Origin of the sequence: Vreelandella songnenensis (assembly GCF_003002925.1) — a bacterium.
Classification (GTDB): Bacteria; Pseudomonadota; Gammaproteobacteria; order Pseudomonadales; family Halomonadaceae; genus Vreelandella; species Vreelandella songnenensis.
Genome location: NZ_PVTK01000005.1, coordinates 88,808 through 111,292, shown reverse-complemented (window position 1 = coordinate 111,292; position 22,485 = coordinate 88,808). Strand labels below are relative to the sequence as shown.

Annotated in this window: 17 protein-coding genes and 1 tRNA gene; 12 read left to right on the top strand and 6 right to left on the bottom strand. The window is 57.9% G+C overall.

The features are described 5' to 3' along the window. Window positions 1-20 precede the first annotated feature (20 nt). The 3 genes from B0H98_RS09900 to B0H98_RS09890 all read left to right on the top strand — a co-directional run bounded on the left by B0H98_RS09900 (window position 21) and on the right by B0H98_RS09890 (window position 5,304). A complete protein-coding gene (locus B0H98_RS09900; protein WP_106374906.1) occupies window positions 21-1,709 on the top strand; it encodes a VRR-NUC domain-containing protein in 1,689 nt (562 codons plus the stop codon). Then, the gene (locus B0H98_RS09895) at window positions 1,706-3,988 is read left to right on the top strand and encodes an ATP-dependent DNA helicase (protein WP_106374905.1); all 2,283 of its coding nucleotides are present in this window, start codon (window positions 1,706-1,708) and stop codon (window positions 3,986-3,988) included. The genes B0H98_RS09900 and B0H98_RS09895 overlap by 4 nt, the downstream gene beginning before the upstream one ends. A gap of 119 nt (window positions 3,989-4,107) precedes the next feature. Continuing rightward, on the top strand, window positions 4,108-5,304 hold the full coding sequence (locus B0H98_RS09890; RefSeq protein ID WP_244183071.1) for a glycosyltransferase: 1,197 nt from the start codon (window positions 4,108-4,110) through the stop codon (window positions 5,302-5,304). Here the strand turns inward: B0H98_RS09890 and B0H98_RS09885 are convergent. Then, the gene (locus B0H98_RS09885) at window positions 5,295-6,170 is read right to left on the bottom strand and encodes a glycosyltransferase family 2 protein (RefSeq protein WP_106374904.1); all 876 of its coding nucleotides are present in this window, start codon (window positions 6,168-6,170) and stop codon (window positions 5,295-5,297) included. The genes B0H98_RS09890 and B0H98_RS09885 overlap by 10 nt on opposite strands. Beyond that, entirely contained in the window at window positions 6,167-8,251 is a 2,085-nt protein-coding gene (locus tag B0H98_RS09880; RefSeq protein WP_106374903.1) for an HAD-IIB family hydrolase, read from the bottom strand. The genes B0H98_RS09885 and B0H98_RS09880 overlap by 4 nt, the downstream gene beginning before the upstream one ends. 40 nt (window positions 8,252-8,291) lie before the next feature. Here B0H98_RS09880 and B0H98_RS09875 point away from each other — a divergent pair, with 40 nt between their 5' ends. Then, on the top strand, window positions 8,292-9,350 hold the full coding sequence (locus B0H98_RS09875) for a glycosyltransferase family 4 protein (RefSeq protein WP_106374902.1): 1,059 nt from the start codon (window positions 8,292-8,294) through the stop codon (window positions 9,348-9,350). Window positions 9,351-9,357: 7 nt separating this feature from the next. Here B0H98_RS09875 and B0H98_RS09870 read toward each other — a convergent pair whose 3' ends face one another. Next, window positions 9,358-10,539, bottom strand: coding sequence for an MFS transporter (locus tag B0H98_RS09870; protein ID WP_167392666.1), 1,182 nt, complete (start codon window positions 10,537-10,539; stop codon window positions 9,358-9,360). Between the two features lie 260 nt (window positions 10,540-10,799). Here B0H98_RS09870 and gapS6a point away from each other — a divergent pair, with 260 nt between their 5' ends. The 4 genes from gapS6a (at window position 10,800) to B0H98_RS09850 (ending at window position 16,423) form a co-directional block, all read left to right on the top strand. Then, window positions 10,800-11,141 (top strand): GapS6a family protein, encoded by a 342-nt coding sequence (gene gapS6a, locus B0H98_RS09865; RefSeq protein ID WP_106374901.1) that lies wholly within the window; start codon window positions 10,800-10,802, stop codon window positions 11,139-11,141. Window positions 11,142-11,161: 20 nt separating this feature from the next. Continuing rightward, a complete protein-coding gene (gene gapS6b / locus B0H98_RS09860; protein ID WP_106374900.1) occupies window positions 11,162-14,599 on the top strand; it encodes a GapS6b family protein in 3,438 nt (1,145 codons plus the stop codon). 136 nt (window positions 14,600-14,735) lie between these two features. Further along, window positions 14,736-15,347 (top strand): hypothetical protein, encoded by a 612-nt coding sequence (locus B0H98_RS09855; RefSeq protein ID WP_106374899.1) that lies wholly within the window; start codon window positions 14,736-14,738, stop codon window positions 15,345-15,347. Window positions 15,348-15,598: 251 nt separating this feature from the next. After that, the gene (locus B0H98_RS09850; RefSeq protein WP_106374898.1) at window positions 15,599-16,423 is read left to right on the top strand and encodes an RES domain-containing protein; all 825 of its coding nucleotides are present in this window, start codon (window positions 15,599-15,601) and stop codon (window positions 16,421-16,423) included. Window positions 16,424-16,760: 337 nt separating this feature from the next. Here B0H98_RS09850 and B0H98_RS09845 read toward each other — a convergent pair. Together B0H98_RS09845 and ispB are read right to left on the bottom strand one after the other, a co-directional pair. Beyond that, window positions 16,761-16,837: transfer RNA gene (locus B0H98_RS09845), tRNA-Pro, on the bottom strand. Window positions 16,838-16,925: 88 nt separating this feature from the next. After that, window positions 16,926-17,930, bottom strand: coding sequence for an octaprenyl diphosphate synthase (gene ispB, locus B0H98_RS09840; protein WP_106374897.1), 1,005 nt, complete (start codon window positions 17,928-17,930; stop codon window positions 16,926-16,928). A 310-nt stretch (window positions 17,931-18,240) separates the two neighbouring features. Between ispB and rplU the strand changes: the two genes are divergently transcribed. From rplU to proB, 4 genes are all read left to right on the top strand, one after another. Further along, window positions 18,241-18,552, top strand: coding sequence for a 50S ribosomal protein L21 (gene rplU / locus B0H98_RS09835; protein WP_106374896.1), 312 nt, complete (start codon window positions 18,241-18,243; stop codon window positions 18,550-18,552). Between the two features lie 32 nt (window positions 18,553-18,584). Further along, window positions 18,585-18,842 carry a 50S ribosomal protein L27 gene (gene rpmA, locus B0H98_RS09830; protein WP_106374895.1) on the top strand — a complete coding sequence of 86 codons (258 nt, stop codon included), beginning with the start codon at window positions 18,585-18,587 and terminating at the stop codon, window positions 18,840-18,842. 137 nt (window positions 18,843-18,979) lie between these two features. Continuing rightward, a complete protein-coding gene (gene obgE, locus B0H98_RS09825) occupies window positions 18,980-20,170 on the top strand; it encodes a GTPase ObgE (RefSeq protein ID WP_106374894.1) in 1,191 nt (396 codons plus the stop codon). 56 nt (window positions 20,171-20,226) lie between these two features. Then, window positions 20,227-21,366 carry a glutamate 5-kinase gene (gene proB, locus B0H98_RS09820; protein WP_106374893.1) on the top strand — a complete coding sequence of 380 codons (1,140 nt, stop codon included), beginning with the start codon at window positions 20,227-20,229 and terminating at the stop codon, window positions 21,364-21,366. Window positions 21,367-21,443: 77 nt separating this feature from the next. Here proB and B0H98_RS09815 read toward each other — a convergent pair whose 3' ends face one another. Further along, a complete protein-coding gene (locus B0H98_RS09815; RefSeq protein WP_167392665.1) occupies window positions 21,444-22,454 on the bottom strand; it encodes a DUF1853 family protein in 1,011 nt (336 codons plus the stop codon). Between the last annotated feature and the right edge of the window lie 31 nt (window positions 22,455-22,485).

Genomic DNA, 22,485 nt, shown 5'->3' with positions numbered 1-22,485 from the left:
CGCCCTGATACAATGGATAAATGAACAGTGCTCCCGCCGTTGTTACCGCCTCCTTGGATGATCCCTTCTACTACCTGACGAACTTCCGTTTCGTGCTGGCCTGGGTAGGCGAACGCCATGCCGATCTGTTGAATCCATCCGAACGCGACTTTCTGACCCGTTTCGATGCGCTCCCCCGCGCCTCCCAGGCGCTGCTGGTGCGCATGGTGATGCGCAAGGGCGAGCTGTTTCGCCTCTCCAGGCTTACCTACACTGAAATAGGCGATACCGCCGCGGCCTTGGCGCCGCTTATCGCGCTTGGCTGGGTAGATGATGCCCCGGAGATCAACGTGCAGGCGCTTTTCAAGCAGCTGCGTCTGGCCGAACTTCGTCAGGCCTTGAAAGAGCCTATCCGCGCGGCCGGGCTTGGCGCTTCAACCGGCAAGGCGGTGCTCGAAGCTTCTCTGGCTACCGAGCTTGATGATGTAAAACCGCTTGAGGCGTGGTGGCCACAGGCGCCGGATGGGATCGTCCGCCTTGACGTCATGGCGCTTTGCGACCGCCTGCGGCTGATGTTCTTTGGCAACCTGCGCCAGGACTGGGCGGAGTTTGTGCTCACCGAGCTTGGCCTGCAGCGCTTTGACAACGTTGCCTTCACCGACGCCTCGCGCGCCTTTCACCGACGTGACGAAGTAGACGCCTACCTCGCCCTGCACCAACTGCGCACGCGCCTGGAGGAAGGCGAGACAGTCGAGTCGTTGAGCCTTGAAGTGCCGCCCGTCCCGGATAACCCCTGGCTTGCCACGCGCCGTGCCCGGCTCTTGCTGCATCTAGGTCGGGAGGCCGAGCGCAGCGGACATCTTGAGCAGGCGCTTGCCTGTTACGCCGAGGCGGCCAGCAGCGAGGCTCGCGTTCGCCAGCTGCGCGTGCTGGAGCGTTTGGGCCGCTACAGTGAGGCGTTCGCGCTTGCCACGCGCGCTCACGCAAGCGCCCCCAATGAAACCGAAGCCCAGGCGCTCGCCCGGTTGATTCCAAGGCTGCAGCGCAAGCTGAAAATGGCGATCGAACCTGCCGTGGCCGAACCTGCCTACCCGCGCTGGGATCTCGTGCTTCCCGGCCCACAGCCCGTCGAGCGCGGTGTGGCGCTGCACGTTGGCAAACCCGAGGCCCCGGTTTACTACAGCGAAAACACCCTGATTACCGGGCTTTTCGGGCTGCTCTGCTGGCCGGCGATCTTTGCCCCGCTGCCCGGTGCGTTCTTTCACCCGTTTCACAGCGGCCCGGCGGATCTTTACCGTGACGACTTCGTTGCCCGCCGGCGCGCGCTGTTCGATGAGTGCCTGGCGCAGCTGGAAAGCGGACGCTACCGGCAGGTGATTTACGCAACCTGGCAGGCCAAGCACGGCCTGACATCCCCCTTCGTGCACTGGCCGCTGCTGGACGAAACGCTGCTGGCGCTGGCCCTTGAGTGCATTCCCGCGGCGCATCTGCGCGCCTGCTTTGAACGGCTGTTGAAGGACCTGAAAGCCAACCGCGCGGGCCTGCCGGATCTGATCCAGTTCTTTCCAGATGCGCCGCCCGGCGAGCCGCGCTATCAGTTGATCGAGGTCAAAGGCCCCGGCGACCGGCTTCAGGATAACCAGCGCCGCTGGCTGACCTTCTTTCATCAGCACGATATCCCGGTGGCGGTGTGCTACGTACGCTGGCGGGAAGCGTCAGAAACGCCATGAGCGAGCAGGCAAGTTACCGGGTAGCGGTACGCGCGCTGTGCGACTTCACCGCCCGGGAAGGCGACCTGGACCACCGCTTTACACCGTCGCCCAGCGCCCAGGAAGGGATTGCTGGGCATACGTTGGTCGCCAGCCGCCGCGGGGCGGAGTACGTGGCTGAAATGCCGCTATCCGGCACTTATAAAAGTCTCACCGTATCCGGGCGCGCCGATGGCTTTGATCCTGCGGAATGTCGTCTGGAAGAGGTCAAGACCTATCGCGGCAATCTCGAGCGCATGGCCGACAACCAGCGGGCCCTGCACTGGGCGCAGGTAAAGATCTACGGCGCGCTGCTGTGCCAGGCGCGTGGCCTCGATGAGGTCACGCTGACGCTGGTGTACCTGGATATCGCCACCGAAAAAGAGACCCTGCTCAGCCAGAAGGCGAGTGCCGCCGAGCTCGAGACGTTCTTTATCACCCAGTGCGAGCGCTTTATTGCCTGGGCCGAGCAGGAGGCCGCGCACCGAGCCGCGCGGGATGCAGCGCTTGGCGCGCTTGCCTTTCCCCACTCGGCGTTTCGCCCCGGCCAGCGTGAGCTTGCCGAGGACGTGTACCGCGCTGCCAGCACCGGGCGCTGCCTGCTGGCCCAGGCACCCACCGGTATCGGCAAGACGCTGGGGACGCTGTTTCCCATGCTCACCGCCATGCCTCGCCAGCGCCTGGACCGTATTGCCTTTCTGACCATGAAGACCCCGGGGCGGCGCCTGGCGCTGGACGCCCTGGCGCAGCTGCGCCCGGATAAGCAGGATGCCGCAACGGCTGAGGGCGAGGCGCCCCGGGTACTCGAACTGGTCGCGCGCGACAAGGCCTGCGAATATCCGGGAACCGCCTGTCATGGCGATGCCTGTCCGCTGGCGGCGGGCTTCTACGACCGCCTGCCCGCCGCGCGCCAGGCCGCCGTGGCACAAGGCTGGTGGGACCGCGAAGCGCTGCGTGACATCGCCCTTGCCCACAACGTTTGCCCCTACTACCTGGGCCAGGAGCTGGCGCGCTGGGCGGATGTGGTGGTGGGTGACGTGAACCACTGGTTTGATCGCCACGCGCTGCTTCACGGCCTGGCCCAGGCCGACGAGTGGCGCGTGGGACTATTGGTGGATGAAGCGCATAATCTGGTCGAGCGCGCCCGGGGCATGTACAGCGCCGAGAGCGACCAGCAACGCTTCAACCGCGTGCGGCGCAGCGCTCCGAAAGCGCTCAGCCGACCCTTGGGCAGCCTGGCCCGGCAGTGGCAGGCGCTAGGCAAGGAGAGTGAAGCCGACTACTGCCTGCGCGAGTCCCTGCCCGAAAAGTGGCTGGGCGCGCTGCAAAACGCCGCGGCCACGATCACCAACCACCTGGGGGAGCACCCGGAAGACATCACCCTCGAGCTTCAGGAGCTTTTATTCGAGGCGCTGGCGTTCTGCCGCCTGGCGGAGAGTTTTGGCGATCATTCGCTGTGCGATATCACGCAAAAGGGGCGCGGACGGGCGTTGATCGGCCTGCGCAACTTGATTCCGGCGGATTTTCTGACCGCACGCTTTCAGGCGGCCCACTGCACGGTGCTGTTCTCCGCCACGCTGACCCCCGCGCACTATTATCGCGACCTGCTGGGCCTGCCCGCTGACACCGTCTGGCGCGAGGTCAGCTCGCCCTTTGTCGCCCGTCAGCTGGAGGTGCGCATTCGTCGGGATATCTCGACCCGGTATCGCGACCGCGAAGCGTCACTTGCACCCATTGTTGCCGAGCTGGCCCGGCAGTACGAGCAAACGCCAGGCCACTATCTGGCGTTTTTCAGCAGCTTCAGCTATCTCGAGGCCGCGCTTGCGCGGTTTAGCGAGCAGCACCCGGGCGTACCCGTCTTTGCCCAGACGCCGGGCATGCCGGAGGCCGCGCGCGAGGCGTTTCTGGCGCGCTTTACGCCGGGCGGGCGGGGGATTGGTTTTGCCGTGCTTGGCGGCGCCTTTGCCGAAGGCATCGACCTGCCCGGTGATCGGCTGATCGGCGCCTTTATCGCCACGCTCGGCCTGCCGCCGTTCAATACCTTCAATGAAGCGCTCAAGGCGCGCCTGGATAGGCGCTTTGGGCAGGGCGATGAGTACACCTATCAGATCCCCGGGCTTATCAAGGTCGTGCAGGCCGCCGGCCGAGTCATCCGCAGCCCCGAGGATCAGGGCGTGGTGGTGCTGATGGACGACCGCTTTGCCCGGCCCCGGGTGCAGGCGCTGCTGCCCAACTGGTGGGGGCCGGTTTCATCCCGGTGAACCGGTCAGGTTTTTTTCACGCTGGCGGCTATGCTTATGGAACGCAACGCCATCAGGCCACGGAGGCGGCCACGGTAGCCGGGCAGGCCCGGCGCCGCTCAATACAGGGAGTGTACGCCATGAAGAAACCCATCAGCTTTTTTGTCCACCACCAGGGGCGCGGTCATGCGCGGCGCACCATGGCCATCATCCGCCAGTTCTCGCCAGACCGCCCGGTCAGCGTGATGACCGCAGACACCTCTCTGTTCGACGGTTTCGAACGCGAGATCGAGCTGATTGCGCTGCCCGACATGATCGGCGCGGACGTGCCTACCCAGGCGCTGTTCGACCAGCCCACGCCGTCAGTCATGCACTGCGTGCCCATGGGCGTAGTCGAAATGCGCCAGACCATGCGGCGCATTCTGGACCACCTGGATGACCGCGACGCCGGGCTGTTCGTGATCGACGTTTCCGCAGAGCTTGCCCTGCTCTCGCGTATCGCCAGCGTCCCGGCGGTCAAGATCCGCATGCACGGCGACCGCAATGACCCGGGGCACCAGGGCGCTTACGAAGCCTGCGTAGGTATGCTCGCCCCCTTTGACGAGCGCCTGGAGCAGGACGATTACCCGGCGCATCTGCGTCAGAAGACGTTCTACACCGGCGGGCTGTGCACCACGGCTGCCGACATGCCGGGGCAGGCAGACGCGCGCCGCCGCCTGGGGCTCGACCCGGATCGGGAAGTCGTTCTGGTGCTCACCGGTGGCGGTGGTTCGGGCACGCCTTACGCGCCGCTGACCGTTGCCGCCCGCGCCGCGCCCAATACGCTGTTCGTGACCATTGGCCCGCTTCACCTGGAAGGCCACGAGACCGACTTTGCCAACCTGATCAACGCCGGCTGGGTAGATAACGTGGTGGATTATCTCGCCGCCAGCGATATCGTACTGGCGTCTGCCGGCGACAACACCGTGCATGAGATCGCCATGCTCAAGCGCCCCTATATCGTGGCCCCCGAGTGGCGCTACTTCGGCGAGCAGACCCGCAAGGCCGAACGTCTGGCGGAGCTGAGGGCAGCGGTCAATATGGCCGCCTGGCCCGGTGACTTTGCCGGCTGGCAGGCCGTGCTGGAAGAGGCGCGGGGGCTGGATGTCAGCGCGCTGAGCGAGCTTTACAGCGCTGACGCCGCCCAGCGCGCCGCCACATGGCTTGAAGAGTGCGTTGACCGGCTCTGGGCGGGAGCGCCCGTCGCCCAGCGCTCTTCAGAACCCGCTTCGGAGGAGGGGGCGGCTAAACGCCTGGAAGCCGAGCCTGCGCGTCGGGCAGTGGAAATTCAGCCGTAGCGTGCGCTGGTGGGCAGGCGCGCTGCGGCAATCTCCTCCTGCGTGGGGTGCCTGACGATCTCGATTCCTGTTGATGCCGGTGACCAGCGGATAGCGCCGGCTTGCTGGAACTGGTTCAGCCAATACTCCATGCACCACTGCTCCCAGCGGGCGTAGAAGCGTCGCGCGTTGGCAATGATGGCCTCGAAGTGCGGCCAGGGCGGGGCGTACATGGCGTGATGCTGGTGCCAGGCAAGCGCCCCGCCAACCCAGTAGAGCGGCACGCTGGCTGCCGCCAGGCGCCACGCGTAGTCGGTCTCCTCGCCGCCATAGCCCCGGTAGCCTTCATCCATGCCCCCGGCGCGCTGGTGGTCCTGGCGCATCAGAGCAAAGGAGAGCCCCCACAGGTTGCCGTGGTCGGGCTCACCACGTATCTCGTCTTCTTCAATGGCCGGACGCGCCGGGTGGCGCTCGCCAAGCGTAGCCAGGCGCGCAAGGTCCAGCGTGCCGTCTTCGTGGCGGCGCACCGCGTCTGCGGGCAGGTAGTGGACTTCGCCGATATAAAGCGCCGGCCTTGCGGCCAGCGCGTCGTGGTAGCGGGCCACCAGCGTGGGGGAGGCGATGCAGTCGACGTCGAGAAATATCAGCGCCTCAAACGCCGCGGCATTGACCGCGGCGTTGCGCGCCTTGGCCAGCGGCAGGGCGTCGCCTTCCACCATGACATGACGAACGGGAAAGCGCGTTTCGGGAAGCCCGGTTTCCGGTTCTTCCTGCATCCAGGCGATGATCAGCTCATCCGGGCGCTGCGTCTGGGCATCAAGGCTCAGCATGAGATTGATCAGATGGTCGCGGCGGTGTCTGACCAGCGTCAAAGCGCTTACCTTCATGCCGCACCCCCCAGCTTGCGGCGCTTTTGAAAGTGCTGCACACCTTCGATGATGCCCTGAGCGTGGCGGGCCCGCGCACTGTAGACATGCGCCATATCGGGGCCATCCAGCAGGCCATCGCAGTGGTTGGCAACCGCGATGGAGCAGGGCACCGAGCGCAGCATATCCAGATCATTGCCGGAGTCGCCTGCCGCGTAAAGCGACTGGCGGTCAATCTCCAGGCGCTGGCGCACGTACTCGACGGCCTGACCCTTGGAGGCTTCCACGGGCAGAATATCCACATAGCGCTCATGGCTTTGAATCACCGTGGCCGCCAGGCCGCATTTTTTCAGGTGCGCCTGGATGCGCGCCATCAGAGAGGGGTCGCCGTCGCTGAAGTAGCTGAGCTTGTGGCGGCGCTGCTCCAACGGGCCCTGGGGCGTCAGTTCGGGCATATCACGCACGGCCTGCTCGACAGCCTCCTTCTGCCAGCGGCGGTCGATCCGCGCCGACCACGCGGTGTCCTGCTGGTAGGTCACACCGTTGGTATTGCGGTAGTAGATCTCCGATCCCACCGAGGAAATGATTACCTGGGGGTAGGGAATACCGGCCTGCTCGAGAATCGACAGCGCGCTGTGAAAGCTGCGCCCGGTGGCGACGCCAAACCCCAGTGTGGGCTGTGCTTCATACCACTGGGTAAAGGCACGAATGCCATCGGGCGAGCCGGTCAGGGTGTTGTCGATATCGCAGATCAGCAGCGCCTGGGGCTGTATGGGGGCCTGTTCCGGCTGGCTTAATCGGGCGAGCAGGTCGTGATAATACTCGGCATGGCTTTGCCAGTCGTAGGCCTTGACGGCCTCGCGGCCGTTGTCGGCCATGCGCTGCCAGCGCTCGGCGTTCTGGAACAGGTCGAGCGCCTGGCGGATGATTTCGTCGTTGTGGCGGGGGTTGATGAGTACGCCATTGCCGCACTGCTCGATGATATCGCTGGGGCCGCCGCTGTCCGTGGCAATCAGGGGCAGGCCCGCGGCCGAGGCTTCCAGCAGAGTCAGTCCGAAAGGCTCGTTGAGCGCCGGGTTGATGAACACGCCGCCCCGTTCGCGGGCCCAGGCGTAGAGCGCGGGAATATCTTCCGGCGCGTGGTGCTTGGGATAAGCCACGTGGCCGTAAAGGTTGTAGTCGTCGATCAGCGTCAGGAGCTCGTGAAGGTTATCGGCAAGCTCGGGCTCGAGTGCGTCAATCTGGTCGCGCACGCCCGCGACGACCACCAGGTTGGCGCGCTGCTGCAGCGCTTTACTCTGCCCGTAGGCGGTCACCAGCGCTGCCAGGTTCTTGCGGGTCACCGGGCGGGCGATGGCCAGCAGCACGGGTTTGTCGGGGTCCAGCAAGAAGGGCTGCATCATGGCGTCAACGGCAGGCGTCGAGGTCGCACGGGTAAAGTCCTCCAGGTGGCTGCCCGGGGCAATGACGCGAATGCGGCCAATATCGTAGTGCAGGTAGTCGGCGTACTGAACCTCGGCCTCATCGCGGGAACTTGCGATGATCAGCGTGGCATCGCGAATCGCGCGCTCTTCAAAGGCAATGCGGCGCTGCAGGGCCTGCTGGGTCTGGGTATCGAGGTTCGGCTGGCCGGTCGCCAGGCATTTCAGCTTGCAGCGCCCCAGCGAGTGGGCCGTGAACACGAACGGAATGGCGTGGCGGGCGCTGATCTCGGCGGCTACCTCGCCCGCATCGGCATAGTGGGCGTGCAGAGCGTCAGGCAGCTTGGGCAGGCTTGCCAACCAATCCTCGAAAGCGGCAATGAACGAAGGCAATTCCTGCCAGAGCGCTTCCTTGGAGAGGTAGCCGGGGTTGTCGGTAGGCAGGCGTACCAGCGTAATTCTGGGGCTGATCACCTCAACTGCGCGGCTATAGTCTACCTTACTAAACTCACACTCAAACGCGCGGGTCACCAGGGTGATTCGCTCGATGGCCGGGTCCTGCTCGGAGGCTTCAACCAGTTCCAGCAGGTAGCGAATATGGCCGCCGGTGTCCGCCGTGATGCCGTATTCGATATCGCTGCCGCGCAGGCAGCCCTGTAATGCCAGATGTACGATATGCATGTCGTGAATTCCTTTTCACCGGATGGGGTCCACCCAATCTATGCTTCAGAAAAAGCGTATACGCATTGCTCAAGTTGCGCCCGTTATCTTTCCCACACCGCCTGCCGATAGCGGCGGAACCGAGCGCATCGTGTTTGATCTGACCGAAGCGCTTGTGGCGCTGGGACATGAGGTCACGCTGATTGCCCCTTCTGACAGCCAGACGAGCGCGCGCCATCTGGCAACCTCGCCAAGCCTCTATCGCTGGCAGCAATTACATGACAACGTGCCGCCAGGCGTGCCGGGCGTTCTTGAAGCGCTGGTGCTGGAGCGTTTGCGCCAGCATCTGGATGAGTTCGATATCATCCATTGCCATGGCGAGTTCTGCCACGCGGCGGTACTGGGCGAGCGTCGGCGACACAGCGTAACGACCGTTCACTGGCGTGTTGATGAGCTGGACCGCCAGCTTTTTTTCAAGGGATTCGCCGACCTGCCGGTGGCTTCCATCTCAAAAGCACAAGGCGTCGCGCTGCCTGAACAAAATCACCTGGGTACGGTTTACCATGGCCTGGACGCCCGGCGCTTTAATCTAGATAAAGGTTCGGGAGAATATTTGGCCTTCATTGGCCGCATGACCGATCAAAAACGCCCCGACCGGACCATCGAAGTGGCGCGCGCCACGGGCTATCCGCTGCGCCTGGCCGGTGGTATCGATGTGGGTAATCCCGACTGGTTTGATCGCCATGTAGCGCCTGAGCTTGATGAGCGCATCCAGCATGTGGGGGTGATCAACGATCACCAGAAACAGGCGTTTCTAGGCGAGGCGGCCGCGCTACTGTTTCCCATCGACTGGCCAGAGCCCTTCGGGTTGGTCATGATCGAGGCCATGGCCTGCGGCACGCCGGTCATCGCCTGGCGTAATGGTTCGGTGGAAGAAATCATCGAAGAGGGCGTCAGCGGCTTTGTGGTCGACTCTCACGAAGAGGCGGTGGCGGCGGTCAAACGCCTGCCTGAGCTTGACCGCCGACGCGTTCGTGAGGCGTTTCTGGAGCGCTTCACCGCCACGCGCATGGCCGAGGATTACGTCGCGCTTTACGAGACGCTGCTGGCGAATGATTGAGTGCGGCTTATAGCCTGCTGTCTGCTCGAAGGTACGTTTTACCCAGAATGCCCATGAAGATAGCCAGCAGGCAGCAGAGTACGCCCATGCCAAGATAGACGTTGCGCAGGGACTCCAGCCAGACCACGGCGGGGGCGACCGCAATGGGCGAGATAAACTGGCCAAAGAAGAAGGTCGCGGTAAAACCACCAAATACCCGGCCACGGACTCGCTGCGGCGTAATGCGCATCAGCCAGGCGGTGGTATTGGGCATGAAAGCACCCAGACCCAGCCCGGAAATCGCGGCGCCGATAATGGCCATGGTATAGCTATGGGTAGTACCTACCACGAAGAAACCTGCCCCGGCGAGCACGAAACCGACCACGTAAATGGTCATGACGGATAGAAACGGCTTGTAGTAGCCATAACAGAACGACACGATGCTGGCGGTAAAGGCCGCCGTCGAAAGCGCAATGCCGATGGCCAAGCCGCTGATCTCGCCCTGTTCCGAGAGTAGAAAGGGCAACTGAGCCGGAAACATGTAGAACAGCATCATGGCCAGCATGCCCGTGAAATAGGCCAGCGCCGTGCGGCCTAGGTCGACCTTTACCGGCTCTTCTGCGTGAATGGCTTTCGCGCCGGCTTGCGAATGGGGCTCTCTAAGCATGGCCCAGGCGTAAGGCAGCAGCAGCACGCCGGTCAGGTAGAGCAAGAAGGGGCCGCGCCAGCTCCAGTCGGAGAGCAAGCCACCCAGGTTGATGAACACCACCCCGCCAAGCGCCATGCAGCTACTCTGCAACCCCAGAAAGCGTACCCGCTCGGAACCTTCCAGATAGTCGCCCACCAGCGTCGTGCTGATACTCAGGATGCCCGCCACGGCGACACCCATCAGCGCCCTTGAGGCCAACAAGAGCTCGACGCTATCGATCAGAAAGCCCGCGCCCCCCGCCAGCCCGTAAATGCTCAGCATCAGCAGCAGCAAGGGCTTGCGCCCAAACCGGTCGGCCAGATAGCCCATCAGCGGGCTGAACAGCGTGATCATCAGCGCGGGCAGCGTCAGGATCAGCTGAATCAGCACCTGCGGATGCTCGGAAAAGTGGCGGCTGATACCCGGCAGGGCAGGCGCGATAATCGCACCCGACATCACGGTCATGGTGCTGGCAAACAGCAGCACGGCTTTGGTGTGGGCTAAACGGCTGATGGTAGGCATCCCAGGTCTGAATTATTGAAAAAATTATAAAGCCAGGCAGGCTCAAGGAAGCCGCGATAGTAGCACAGTTATTAGCAGGCTATTGAGTGGGTCAATGATGGATATCTAAACGTTAGAGCCGACATAAGCAAGGCAGCGCAAAAAATGTAAGAAAAGCGAAATTCCGCTGAACTGATCAGGGGGCTAGATTAAGATTCAACCGACGTTAGACGTAATTCATGCGCTATTATAGTCTCGTCTTTTTCTATGGAGCGTTTGAAATGGACCCTATCACTACTGGAATTATCGCAAATGCGGCCTACGATGTTCTGCAAAATGGCTTGAAATTGAGTGCTAAGAGACTCAAGGAGCGTTTGGGGCAATGGATCAGAGAAGACGTTGTCGCTGGAGCCCTATCAGAAGAGCTGACCGTGCTGGGTATCAACGATGAGATGAGTGAAGTGGCCATTACTAGACGTCTCGAGCAATCGTCGAAAATCATGAGCTTCATTGGCGATATAAATGCGAACTCAACGCTTGTTGCTCCTTCCACAATTACTAATGTAACCCAGACTCACAGCGGGAGTGGTGACAACATCGCTGGCAACAAAATAATTCAGTAATTCAATCTAAGGCGTCGCGCTTGAACACTATTGAGCAGCACCACGAAGGCAGTGGGGATAACGTTAGAGACAAGATCTATTTTGAGATCAAATCGTTAGCGCCCGCTGATCTCCTTGTTCCTATGGAGATGGTCTTCGAAAGTGTCCGCAGGATGGATCGTTCCACAGCTAAGATCCAGGTGGCGATGCTAAAATCGATGGCACAAAGAGATCCTGAAGCGGCTGCATTGGTTGAGGCAATTTCTATTTATGGCGACCTGGTCGAAGCTGAGGATCATAGCGCAGTCTGGGGAACGGTTTCTCAAATAGCTGCTTCAGCTAAGAATGATATCGTTAAAGACGTATGTTTAGCGGCGCTGTTGCGGCTTTCTCGCAACACTGCGCGAGAAGCGGCAGCAAAAAACTATTACCTTGCTGCGCCTGACCTGGGGCCCTATACCAGAGAGGCATTTCTGCGTTTTTACGCAGATGAGTCCGAATTAGAGGTCGCTAGTCAAAAGTTATTTCTTTCGGAAGGAGAGCTGACAGGTATTGTTGAAGGCGCCTTACGGTTAAATCTAGGATGCTTAGCGTTTCGAGCGTCTAGTCTCCTTAAAGAAACGTTCCCATCCTACAATGCTTCGGTGCTTCAAGTTCTAGCACGCGCCACCATTCTTAATAAAGATATAGCTCAGCGTCACCTTTGGCTAAATTTGCCTGAGGTGAAGCAGGGTCTTGATGATCTTTCAGATCAAGTGGTCAAGCTGCTAGAGTTATCGGAGGGTACCGATAAACGCCTCTACGATATGGCCTGCCCTATTTATGAATGCTATCAAGGCTTAGCGCTAAATAGTCTGTTTGAGATGCTTGAAAAATACCTCCAGTACTTTGAACAGGCTCATCCCCATACAGCCGCGAGATTTAAAGCAAACGCAGGGGATGACTCTGTTCTCACAAAAATACAGCGGGATGTTCGAGACGCAAAAGAAAGCCCTCAAAAGCAAACCAGCTGGTGTTTGCGTTTCCTTCAAGCGGATAGCCATACTCTTGAAGAAGTACTTGCGTTCATTCGTCTTGCGACACCTGAAGAGATTGGTGATTGGTTATCTAAGAAAACACCAATTAACGATGCATCAGTAATGGTAGTGGCTTTTGTAAGGCTTCTTGGTAATGCAGCCCGGGGCGCTAAACAAGATAATGGCTTGCCTCAGAGACACCAATTAGCTGAGCAGGTTGACCTCTTTTTAAGTGAATGGGGGGATGACATAACAAGTATCGCACCTGAGCGAATATTCGAATTGGCTGATGAATTGTTTTACGCTAAGTTGCCACATAAGGCTCTATGCTTCACTTCTCGACTGATTCCCAACCAAGCCTTATGGCCATCTCCATTCGTTCTGATGCATATGAAATGTCTGTTAGAAGCTCAGCAATACAGAACTTATGATAGTGTCTGGGCAAGAATCGCTGAAGCAGAAAAGTCTCTTGTACTAATGAGCTTCCAATCATCGAAAGCAGAGCAAATGGGAGAGATTACACGCGCTATCGAGATTAGCGACCAGATGATTAACCACGCACCAGATGTACCTTATTGCTGGCACAGGGGGTGCTACCTACGCGATCGTTACCTAAGTGAAGCAGATCAACATGAATTCCAACAACTGATTCCAGACTTACTGCTACAAAATTATTCCTCTGAAGTAGCAGGTATTCTTTATTTCCTTACGAAAGCAGGGAATTTCAAGCGGGCAGAGTCACTATGGGTAGAGTGGTTTATCAAGGACCCGCTTGCACACGCGGTTGAACTGGTTGATTTTCATTTTGGGCTAAGTATGGACGGTACGAGGCGAGGGGAGTTTGAACTCTCATCTAAAATGGATCACTGCTTGGCTGCCTTCCAGTTCGAGCAAGACGGAGAAACGCTGATTAGGCTTATCACCGATGATTATCACAACACGAGTATGTGTACACTGAAGGCTTCCAGTCAGTTAGGGGGGCTATTGCAAAGCTTGCCTATTGGTGAGAGTAGATTGTTAGGAATGGTCAGCTACAAAGTTACGGAACACTTGCCTCCCTATTTGGCGTGCGTGCGGATTGCTCTTCAACTTAGGCATAAACACAATGACGGCAGCGACTGCTTTGCCTTATTAAAAATGCCTTCGAATACTCAAGAATTTATACCGTTTTTGGAGGAAAAATTAGGCCAATATAGTGGGAATAGAAATCGGTTGAACAAGATAGACAATATCCCTCTTTACATTCGTGGCTATGCTTTGGATCCTAATAATCCTTTCAAGGTGGCGATAAGTTGTTGGACTGATGTAGGTATTTCAAAATCAGTGCTTTTTAGTCATGGAAATGCTGCACCTAATAAGATAGTACTTGATGCTTATGGTATCGGCTATCTAGCTGTCACGGATCTTGCGCAGCGCATGCAAGATATTGGTATCTCGTTCGTTCTGCCAGCAGCCACTAAAGAGGCGCTTTTCCGTTGGGTTAATGAAATTTCTGATCATAACTTCATGCTGCTGGACGTGACTGATCACGGCAAACTGTTTCGTACTACTGCGCTGGATTTACAAGCTCGCAGCGGACACATTCTTAAGGCGTTACGTCTGATCCTAGCTAATGCATCTGTTGCCCACCCAGTTTTGCATGACACTACTACTGAAATTTATTCGATTAAGGATGGCATTGACTCTACGGTTTATGACGCCATACAACTATCGTTGGCTAATGACATACCATGGTTTTGCATGGATGGAGCATTTGCGGCGCTTCACTATTCCAACCGAAATGCGACAGCAAATGCTCAGGCCATTGTAGAGAAGGCCATAGTCAGTTCACCGTTTTGCTTTGAACACAAGCGGCATGGGCTTTTGCTTTATGCATTTGGGGCGCTTCCACTGCCTCTTACTTTCAGCGACATACATCACTTGGCGGCCCATTCGAACACGCTGTCTGGATTTATTCTTTTCAAGATCATCCAGAACCACGGCAATCAAATTTTTGTGGGTGATGACAGGCCACTATTTCTGCTCGATATAATCCTTATTCACCTCAACAGTTGTTTTCACTCCGGGAGAAGCCATAAGACACTGTTGCCGTCTTATACTTCTTTAGGGTCTTATGCGACACACATCTTTAATCATGGGATAAGCCTATTTCTAGTTGTCAATAAGGGAGGTACCGTCGAATCACGTCTGGCGCTGGCGATGATGTATATGGTAACGCCAAGTCATTTTTACCAACAGTTCACCAAATATATCGTCGGTTATTTTAGGCGCTTTGCTCAGGGCCATTTTATGGATATTGACGCCATAAATACTCACCTACAGTCACTAGAAAGCCAGCAGAGAGGACTACCGTATGGGCGAGCTCACCCGAACAGGGAAGGGGCAGTTTGTGATCAGTATCAACGACACGCCGGAGATGCGCGATGCATTCAAGAGTTTAACCCTAAAAACAACTTTAATTAGGTATGCTGTGGGTCAGCAGGCAACCGATCCACGCGGGGAGTTCATTATCACCAACCTGTAAATCTCTAGCCAACTACCCATGCTAAGCCGCTCCGTAAGGGGCGGCTTGTTTTTCGATAAATGCAGGAAAAGACAAATGATTACACTTAGCCTCCCAGGAGTATCATTGCCAGTTAAAGCGAAGGATTATAAGCATTTAGAGGATGCTTATGATAAATATCTCTTTGACCCCAATCACCGACCATCACAATTTGGTCTAGAGGTGGCTTACTGGCGCTGCTATAAAAAAAGAGCCTCTGCAAAGCTTATAGATGACCTTGCTCAGGTGTCATGGGGACCAATGAATGCTTGGGAAGTTTTCGGCAAATCAAGCCCGGCGCTGATTCAATGGAATCATGCAAACCATTCAATTAAAGAAAAGTGGGGTTTTAAGCATCCAAAAACCTGGAAAGCTTTTTCAGTTTTCTCAACTCCTGTCCTGTTTTTTGCATCCGCGTTTCTGCTATTCACAGGTTTTTTTGCTGTAGCCGAAGTGGTCGTGCTGTGGATTAAAGCCTCACTCAGTGACTTTCACGATTCAAAAGAAGCTCTCTTATTTTTGACTTTTTTCTTTGGAACATTAGGCCCTGCACTTATCAGCACTGGGGCTTGTGGTATCTATATCACAGTAATGACGACTAAGAGTGCTTCTTTGGAGTCGCATGTTCAAGAGTTAAAGAGAATAGTAGATGAGCACCAGGCGAGCTAAAAGCTTTACCACGCCGCGCCATCGTCACCCCGCCCCGCCCGCGCGCTAAATGTAGTGGTTTTTATGCAGTTTTGCGGCAGGCACTCGGGCCGCGCCGTTGCTGGGCGGAAGGGTGGTTATAAGGGGTAATATTTTTATGCGTTTTCATGCGGAGTTATGCATGTATTGAGTTATCGTAGATCAATGGTAAATTTATGGAAAATTATTGGTTTTTTAAAGTTTCAAGCTTTTTTTTGCAAAAGGTGTAATGTATGTACGATAAAGAAACGAATACATTAAAATTAGTTGATGTTGATTTTTTAGAAAAATTTAGGCAGGAATTGTTTAATAGCAGTGATCCGCAGTTTGTAGAGGAAAAACTGAAATGGTTCCTAAGTTTTTATGAGCCAATTAATACCTCTCTTTCTTATAATCAGCTTCATTGGCGAGCCAGAAAATGCTCAAACAAAGATGGCTTTAGCTTTGTTCACGAGTTATTAGCTCCACCAGCTGACTTAGTTAGACCTGGGCGGATGAATGAAGCAAATGATCCCATGCTCTATCTCTCGGGTGCTGCCAATACTGCTTTATCAGAAATCGAGGCGCAGCCTGGCGATTTTGTGCATATGATTGGGATAAGCGAATTAAGCAATCCGAGCTTGCTAATGGTTGGCGAGATAGTTAATGCTTATCATGGCAATGCACTTTTTAATTATTCGATCACTAAGGATGTTAAAAAAGTAATCAATGATATGCCGCCTCGGGTTATGAAAAGTTTTGTTTATATGGATGCGCTGGCCTCTGAGATATTCAGAGATAAAAACGCAAGTATAAGTAATTATTTATATTCTAGAATTTTATATAAACTTCTAAAAGGCCGTTATCCTAGTCTTGATGGTATAGTCTATCCTAGTGTTGCTCATGAGGGATCTGCTAACATCGCTTTAAAGCCTAATATCTTTTTTAACAAGTTTTCTATTGAGGTCTGCATAGTTGTTAAGGTTGTGGCTAGGTACTCTTATGGTTTTTTTGATATGGATGTAATTAGGAAAGCAACATCTAACGATAGCAATGGTTTAATAGTTTGGTCGGTTTGAGGTAATTATAGATAGGAAGGATTATTTCAATGCCTAAAATATCCCTATGTTCTTTAATTTGACAGTTAATCCCGTAATGTAAGTAACTTATCGAATTACAACTGATAAAACTTGAGGTGCCAAGCAGGATAGAAGATCTCTCTGTACTAGTCTTGTAGCCCCATCAGTCTTTAGCAGGCTGAACGAGATAGCATGGTAGGCTGGCTTATCTACGAGCGCCCCACGCTGAGAAGAAGTCTGCATGATTCATCTTGGAACCTATTTAGAACCTAGAACCGTTACTAATAAAAACGGCCACTTGCTATTTTAGCTAAGTGGCCGTTTTTATTGATGTTCTTGGTCGGAATAGCAGGATTCGAACCTACGACCTCTGCCTCCCGAAGGCAGCGCTCTACCAAGCTGAGCTATATTCCGAAAGTTGCGAGACGTGCTCTACAACGGGGCTGAATCTTACACAGGCGGGCAGGATTTTTCAAGCCCCTGCACCGCCTGTACATGAAATTTATGCCTGACGATCAACGGCCATGCGGGCGAGCTGGGCCATGCTGTCGCGGTAGGCGGTGGGCGGCAGCAGCTCCAGCTGGGCAAGTGCCAGATCGGCCATTTCATCGGCGCGTTTGCGGGTGTACTCAAGGGCGCCGGTTTCGTGAACGATGGCCAGCACCTCATCGAGCTGCTCCAGGCCGCCTTTGCGGATTACCTGGCGAATCAGCTTGGCCTGCTCCGGCGTGCCCTGCTCCATGGCGTGAATCAGCGGCAGCGTAGGCTTGCCTTCGGCCAGGTCATCGCCGACGTTCTTGCCCATGGCATCGGCATCGCCCTGATAATCGAGAAGGTCATCGATCAGTTGGAAAGCCAGGCCCAGGTAGCGGCCGTAAAGCTTGAGCGCTTCGGCCTGTGCGGGCGTTGCATCTGCCAGTACCGCGCCGCTGTGGGTGGCGGCTTCGAACAGCATGGCGGTCTTGCCCTGAATGGTCTCGAAGTAGTCCGCCTCGGAAATGCTCGGGTTGCCGATATTGGTCAGCTGCAGCACTTCGCCTTCAGCAATGGTGCAGGTGGCACTGGAAAGAATCGCCATGATCTCCATCGAGCCGACATCCACCATCAGCTGGAACGAGCGCGAGTAGAGAAAATCGCCGACCAGTACCGAAGGCGCGTTGCCCCAGGCGTCGTTGGCGGTTTTCTTGCCACGACGCAGGTGCGATTCATCGACCACGTCGTCGTGCAACAATGTCGAGGTGTGCATGAACTCGATCAGTGTGGCAAGCGTAATGTGCTTGTCGCCGGGGTAGTCAAGCGAGCGGGCTGCCAGCAGTACTAACAGCGGGCGCAGGCGCTTGCCGCCGCTTTCGATGATGTACTGGCTGATGGTCTCGACGAGCGGGACTTTCGAGGTGAGCTGCTCAACAATCGTCCGGTTGACGGCGTCAAAGTCATCTGCCACCACGGCGTGCAGCGGTGAAGGCGTTGGGCTGGCAGTCGGGGTTGGGGAGACGTTGGCAGTCATGGGTTCCGTTCATCGCGGCAGGTGAAGGGGCGTGCCCCGTAAGTTGAGGTCATGCTATGGGGCTGCCGGTAAGGCGTCAAGGCGCGTTGGGGCCGGGACCGGGCGTATGGGCAAATCGGCAATTGACAATGGCCGGTACTCTCGTGATAGATCTTGTGATAGAGGGTGAATGTCGTTATAATCCGCGACCCACTCATCATGCTCCCTGTCAGATGGCTGCCAAAAGGGGCGCCACTCGCAGCAGGTCGATAAGAGCGTAAGGCGATGAGCGCTGCCGAAAGCGGCATTAACGACAAGTCCGGAGAGCGACATGTACGCAGTTATTAAAAGCGGTGGCAAACAGTACCGCGTTCAAGAAGGTCAAACGCTCAAGCTCGAGAAAATCGAAGTCGCCACTGGCGAAACGATCGAGTTTGACGAAGTGCTGCTGGTAGCAGATGGCGACGACTTCAACATTGGTGCTCCGCTGATCAGCGGTGCCAAGGTTTCCGCGGAAATCGTTTCTCACGGCCGCGGTGACAAGGTGACGATCATCAAATTCCGTCGTCGTAAGCACAGCATGAAGCGTCAGGGCCATCGTCAGTGGTTCACTGAAGTCAAAATTACCGGAATTTCCGCTTAAGCGGTTAAATTCCCTCAGAGGAGGATTTTGCAATGGCACATAAAAAGGCAGCAGGCTCCACGCGTAACGGTCGCGATTCCGAATCCAAACGCCTGGGTGTGAAACTGTTCGGTGGCCAGGCAGCAAACGCTGGCAGCATCATCGTTCGTCAGCGCGGCACGCGCTTCCACGCCGGCACCGGTGTTGGCCTGGGTCGTGATCACACGCTGTTCGCTCTGAACGAAGGCGTTGTGAAGTTCGAGACCAAAGGTCCGAAAAACCGTAAATTCGTCAGCATCGTTTCTGCCTAAGCAACGTCGTTGCGCAGGACGTAGTTGATGAAAGAAAAGCCCCGCTATGGCGGGGCTTTTTTGTCTGTTTGAACCCGTTCGCCCGTATTGGGCAGGGTTTTGCATATCAGGGCGGCGGAAGCGGCCGGGAGAATCCAATGCAGTTCGTCGATGAAGCCTCGATTATTGTTGAGGCGGGAAAAGGCGGCAATGGCTGTCTGAGCTTTCGCCGCGAGAAATATGTCCCGAAGGGCGGCCCCGATGGGGGCGACGGCGGTCACGGCGGCAGCGTCTACCTGATTGGTGACGATGCGCTGAACACGCTGGTGGATTTCAAGTTCCAGCGTTTCTACAAGGCTGAAAACGGCCAGGGCGGCATGGGCCGTCAGATGAGCGGCAAGGCCGGCGCTGACTTGCACGTCAAGGTGCCGGTCGGTACTACCGTGGTGGATGTCGATACGCTGGAAGTCATTGCTGACGTTACCGAAATCGGCCAGGTCGTGCTGGTGGCAGAAGGTGGACGCCGTGGATTGGGCAACATCCACTTCAAGTCCTCGACCAACCGCGCGCCGCGGCGCACCACGCCGGGTACCGAAGGCGACCGGCGCAACCTGCGCCTGGAAATGAAGGTGATGGCCGACGTGGGTCTTCTGGGCATGCCCAATGCGGGTAAATCCACGCTGATCCGCTCGGTATCTGCGGCCAAGCCCAAGGTGGCCAACTATCCGTTCACCACGCTGGTACCTAACCTGGGTGTCGTGAAGCTGGGCATGCACGAGCACTTCGTGATGGCCGACGTGCCGGGGCTGATTGAAGGCGCCTCGGATGGCGCAGGGCTGGGGCTGCGCTTTCTCAAGCACCTGACTCGCACGCGGCTGCTGTTTCACGTGGTCGATGTGGCGCCCTTTGATGAGTCCGACCCGGTGGAAGCCGCCCAGGCAATCGTGCATGAGCTGGGCCAATTCTCGCCCGCGCTCTCCGAGCGCCCGCGCTGGCTGGTACTGAACAAGTTCGACCTGCTGCCGGAAGAGGAGCGCGAAGCGCGGGCCGAGGCGATCATCGCGGCGCTCAACTGGGATGGCCCGGTGTTCCGCATCTCGGCGATCTCCAGCGAAGGCACCGACAAGCTGGTTCAGGCGGCCTACCGCTGGCTGACCGAGCAGCGCCGGCTTGAGAACGAGGACGAAGAAGCCAATGCCCGCGAGCAGGAAATGCGCCGGCGCATGGAAGAAGAGTCCGTTGCGCGTATCGAAGAGCGCCTTGGCCGCCGGCGCAAGAAGGCCGATGATGAAGGCGATGACGACTTTGATGACGATGATTACGATGTGGAAGTCGAATACGCGCCGTGATCAATTGGCTGCTTGACGGCGTACTTAAAAAAACGTGCCTTGAAAGGTAGAAGCGGATGGAGAGTCATGAGCAGGGGTTGGGCCGCGCGGCCCTGAGCCGCGCCCGGCGTATCGTGGTCAAGATTGGCAGCGCGCTGTTGACCAATGATGGCCGCGGCCTGGACGAGGCTGCCATTGGCGGCTGGGTCGATCAGGTCGCCAAGCTGCACCAGCAGGGCGTGGAAGTGGTGCTGGTCTCCTCCGGCGCCGTGGCGGCGGGCATGGTGCGCCTGGGCTGGCAGGCCCGCCCGAGCGCCGTGCATGAGCTTCAGGCCGCCGCAGCGGTAGGCCAGAACGGTCTGACCCAGTGCTACGAGCAGCATTTTGCCCGCCACGCCATGCTGACCGCACAGATCCTGCTCACCCACGATGACCTTTCCAACCGCAAACGCTACCTCAATGCGCTGTCCGCGCTGCGCACCCTGGTCGAGATGCGTGTGGTTCCGGTGATCAACGAAAACGACACCGTGGTCACCGACGAGATCCGTTTTGGCGACAACGACACGCTAGGTGCCCTGGTGGCCAATCTGCTGGAAGCCGATGCGCTCTTGCTGCTCACCGATCAGGAAGGCCTGTTCGACGCCGACCCGCGCCACAATCCTGACGCCCAGATGATTGGCGAAGGGCGCGCCGATGACCCGCGCCTGGCCGCAGTGGCGGGCAGTGGCGGGGCGCTTGGGCGGGGCGGCATGAGCACCAAGGTGCGTGCGGCCAAGCTGGCGGCGCGTTCCGGTGCGGTGACGATCATTGCCAGCGGCCGCCAGCCGGAGGTGATCAACCGCATCATGGCCGGCGAGGCCCTGGGTACGCTGCTGCATCCGGAGCAGGCACCCATGGCGGCGCGCAAGCGCTGGCTGGCGGGCCAGCTTCAGGTGCGCGGCACGCTGGTGGTGGATGCCGGTGCGGTCAAGGTGCTGCGGGAGCGCGGCTCCAGCCTGCTGCCGGTAGGCGTGCGCGGCGTCAAGGGCGAGTTCAAGCGCGGCGATATGGTGGTGTGCGTGGATGAACAGGGCACGCCGGTGGCCAAGGGGCTGGCCAACTATGGCGTGGATGAAGCGCGCCTGCTGGCCGGTCAGCCCAGCCACCAGATCGAAGCGATTCTGGGCTATGTCGAGGCCCACGAGCTGATTCACCGCGATAATCTGGTCGTCATATAGCGTCTTGCCGTTATATAACATCGTGTAACGGCCTAAGAAAACGCCGCTTATCTTTTCAGGTAAGCGGCGTTTTTTGTTCACCCCTTTTGGGCGGGCGGCAGTGGCACCTGGCGGGGCCAGTCATCCGGCACGATAAACACGCGCTCGAAGCGCTGCTGCTCGGGCAGGTAAAGCATGACCTGCTGCGGCCCGCGCTGGGCAATCTGCTGCTGAATGGCGGGCATCACCACGCGGGGCAAGCGAAAGGCGTGCTGGCCGGGCGGGGCCAGCCAGTGGGGCTTTTGCAGCCACGCCAGGGTAAACGGGGTGGCCAGGCTTTGTGCCAGGGCGGGCCAGTCGCGCAGAAAGCACCACCGGCCGCGGCGATGCTCGGCAGTGGCGCCGCAAGGTGCCGGCAGCGGCGTGTGCCAGGGGTAGAACAGCACGCCGGGCATGGCGAGGCGTTGGCTCAGCGTGACTTCTTGATCCAGCGGGTTTTGAGTATCCCGGGGATTCAGCCAGTGGGCGAGCGTGGCAAGCGCCAGGGGCGTGGCGGAAAGCGGCAACTGATGACGGTGCAAGTGACTTGCTTTCAGCGCCAGGCTATCGAGCCCGCCGGGGCCGATCCAGCGGCTCTGGCTTCTGGCATCCCCGGGGCCTTCCGGCAAACCGAGATAGAACTTGATCGCCACTTCCAGGTGCACCGGCGTCGGATTGGCGCGGGTGCGGTAGAGCATGTCCAGCTCGCCCAGGGTGTTGCGCCGATGGGCGATGCGCACGTTACGGGCAAGCAGGCGCGTGCCGGGGGCGTTACCCAGCATGATATGCCACAGCCGCTCATGATAGTGGCCCAGACGCGTGGCCCGCGGGTCGTGGGCGCCGGCAAGCGACGCCTTGGAAAGCGTCAACAGCCACTGCTCAAGGGGGTGTTCTGCAAAGCCCAGTTCAAAAAGCGTGGGCCGCCCCGCGCAGGGAATGGGTGGGGCCAGTTCCACCAGGTCGGGCGTGTGCGCAAGCCAGGCAATATCGCGCAGCAGTGCCGACGCGTGGCGGTCGGGCGGCGTATAAAGCGCGGGGCTTACGCCTTCGGCAAGCGGGGGAGTAGGCAACGCGATCTCCTGGGCACTACATGGGGGCAGC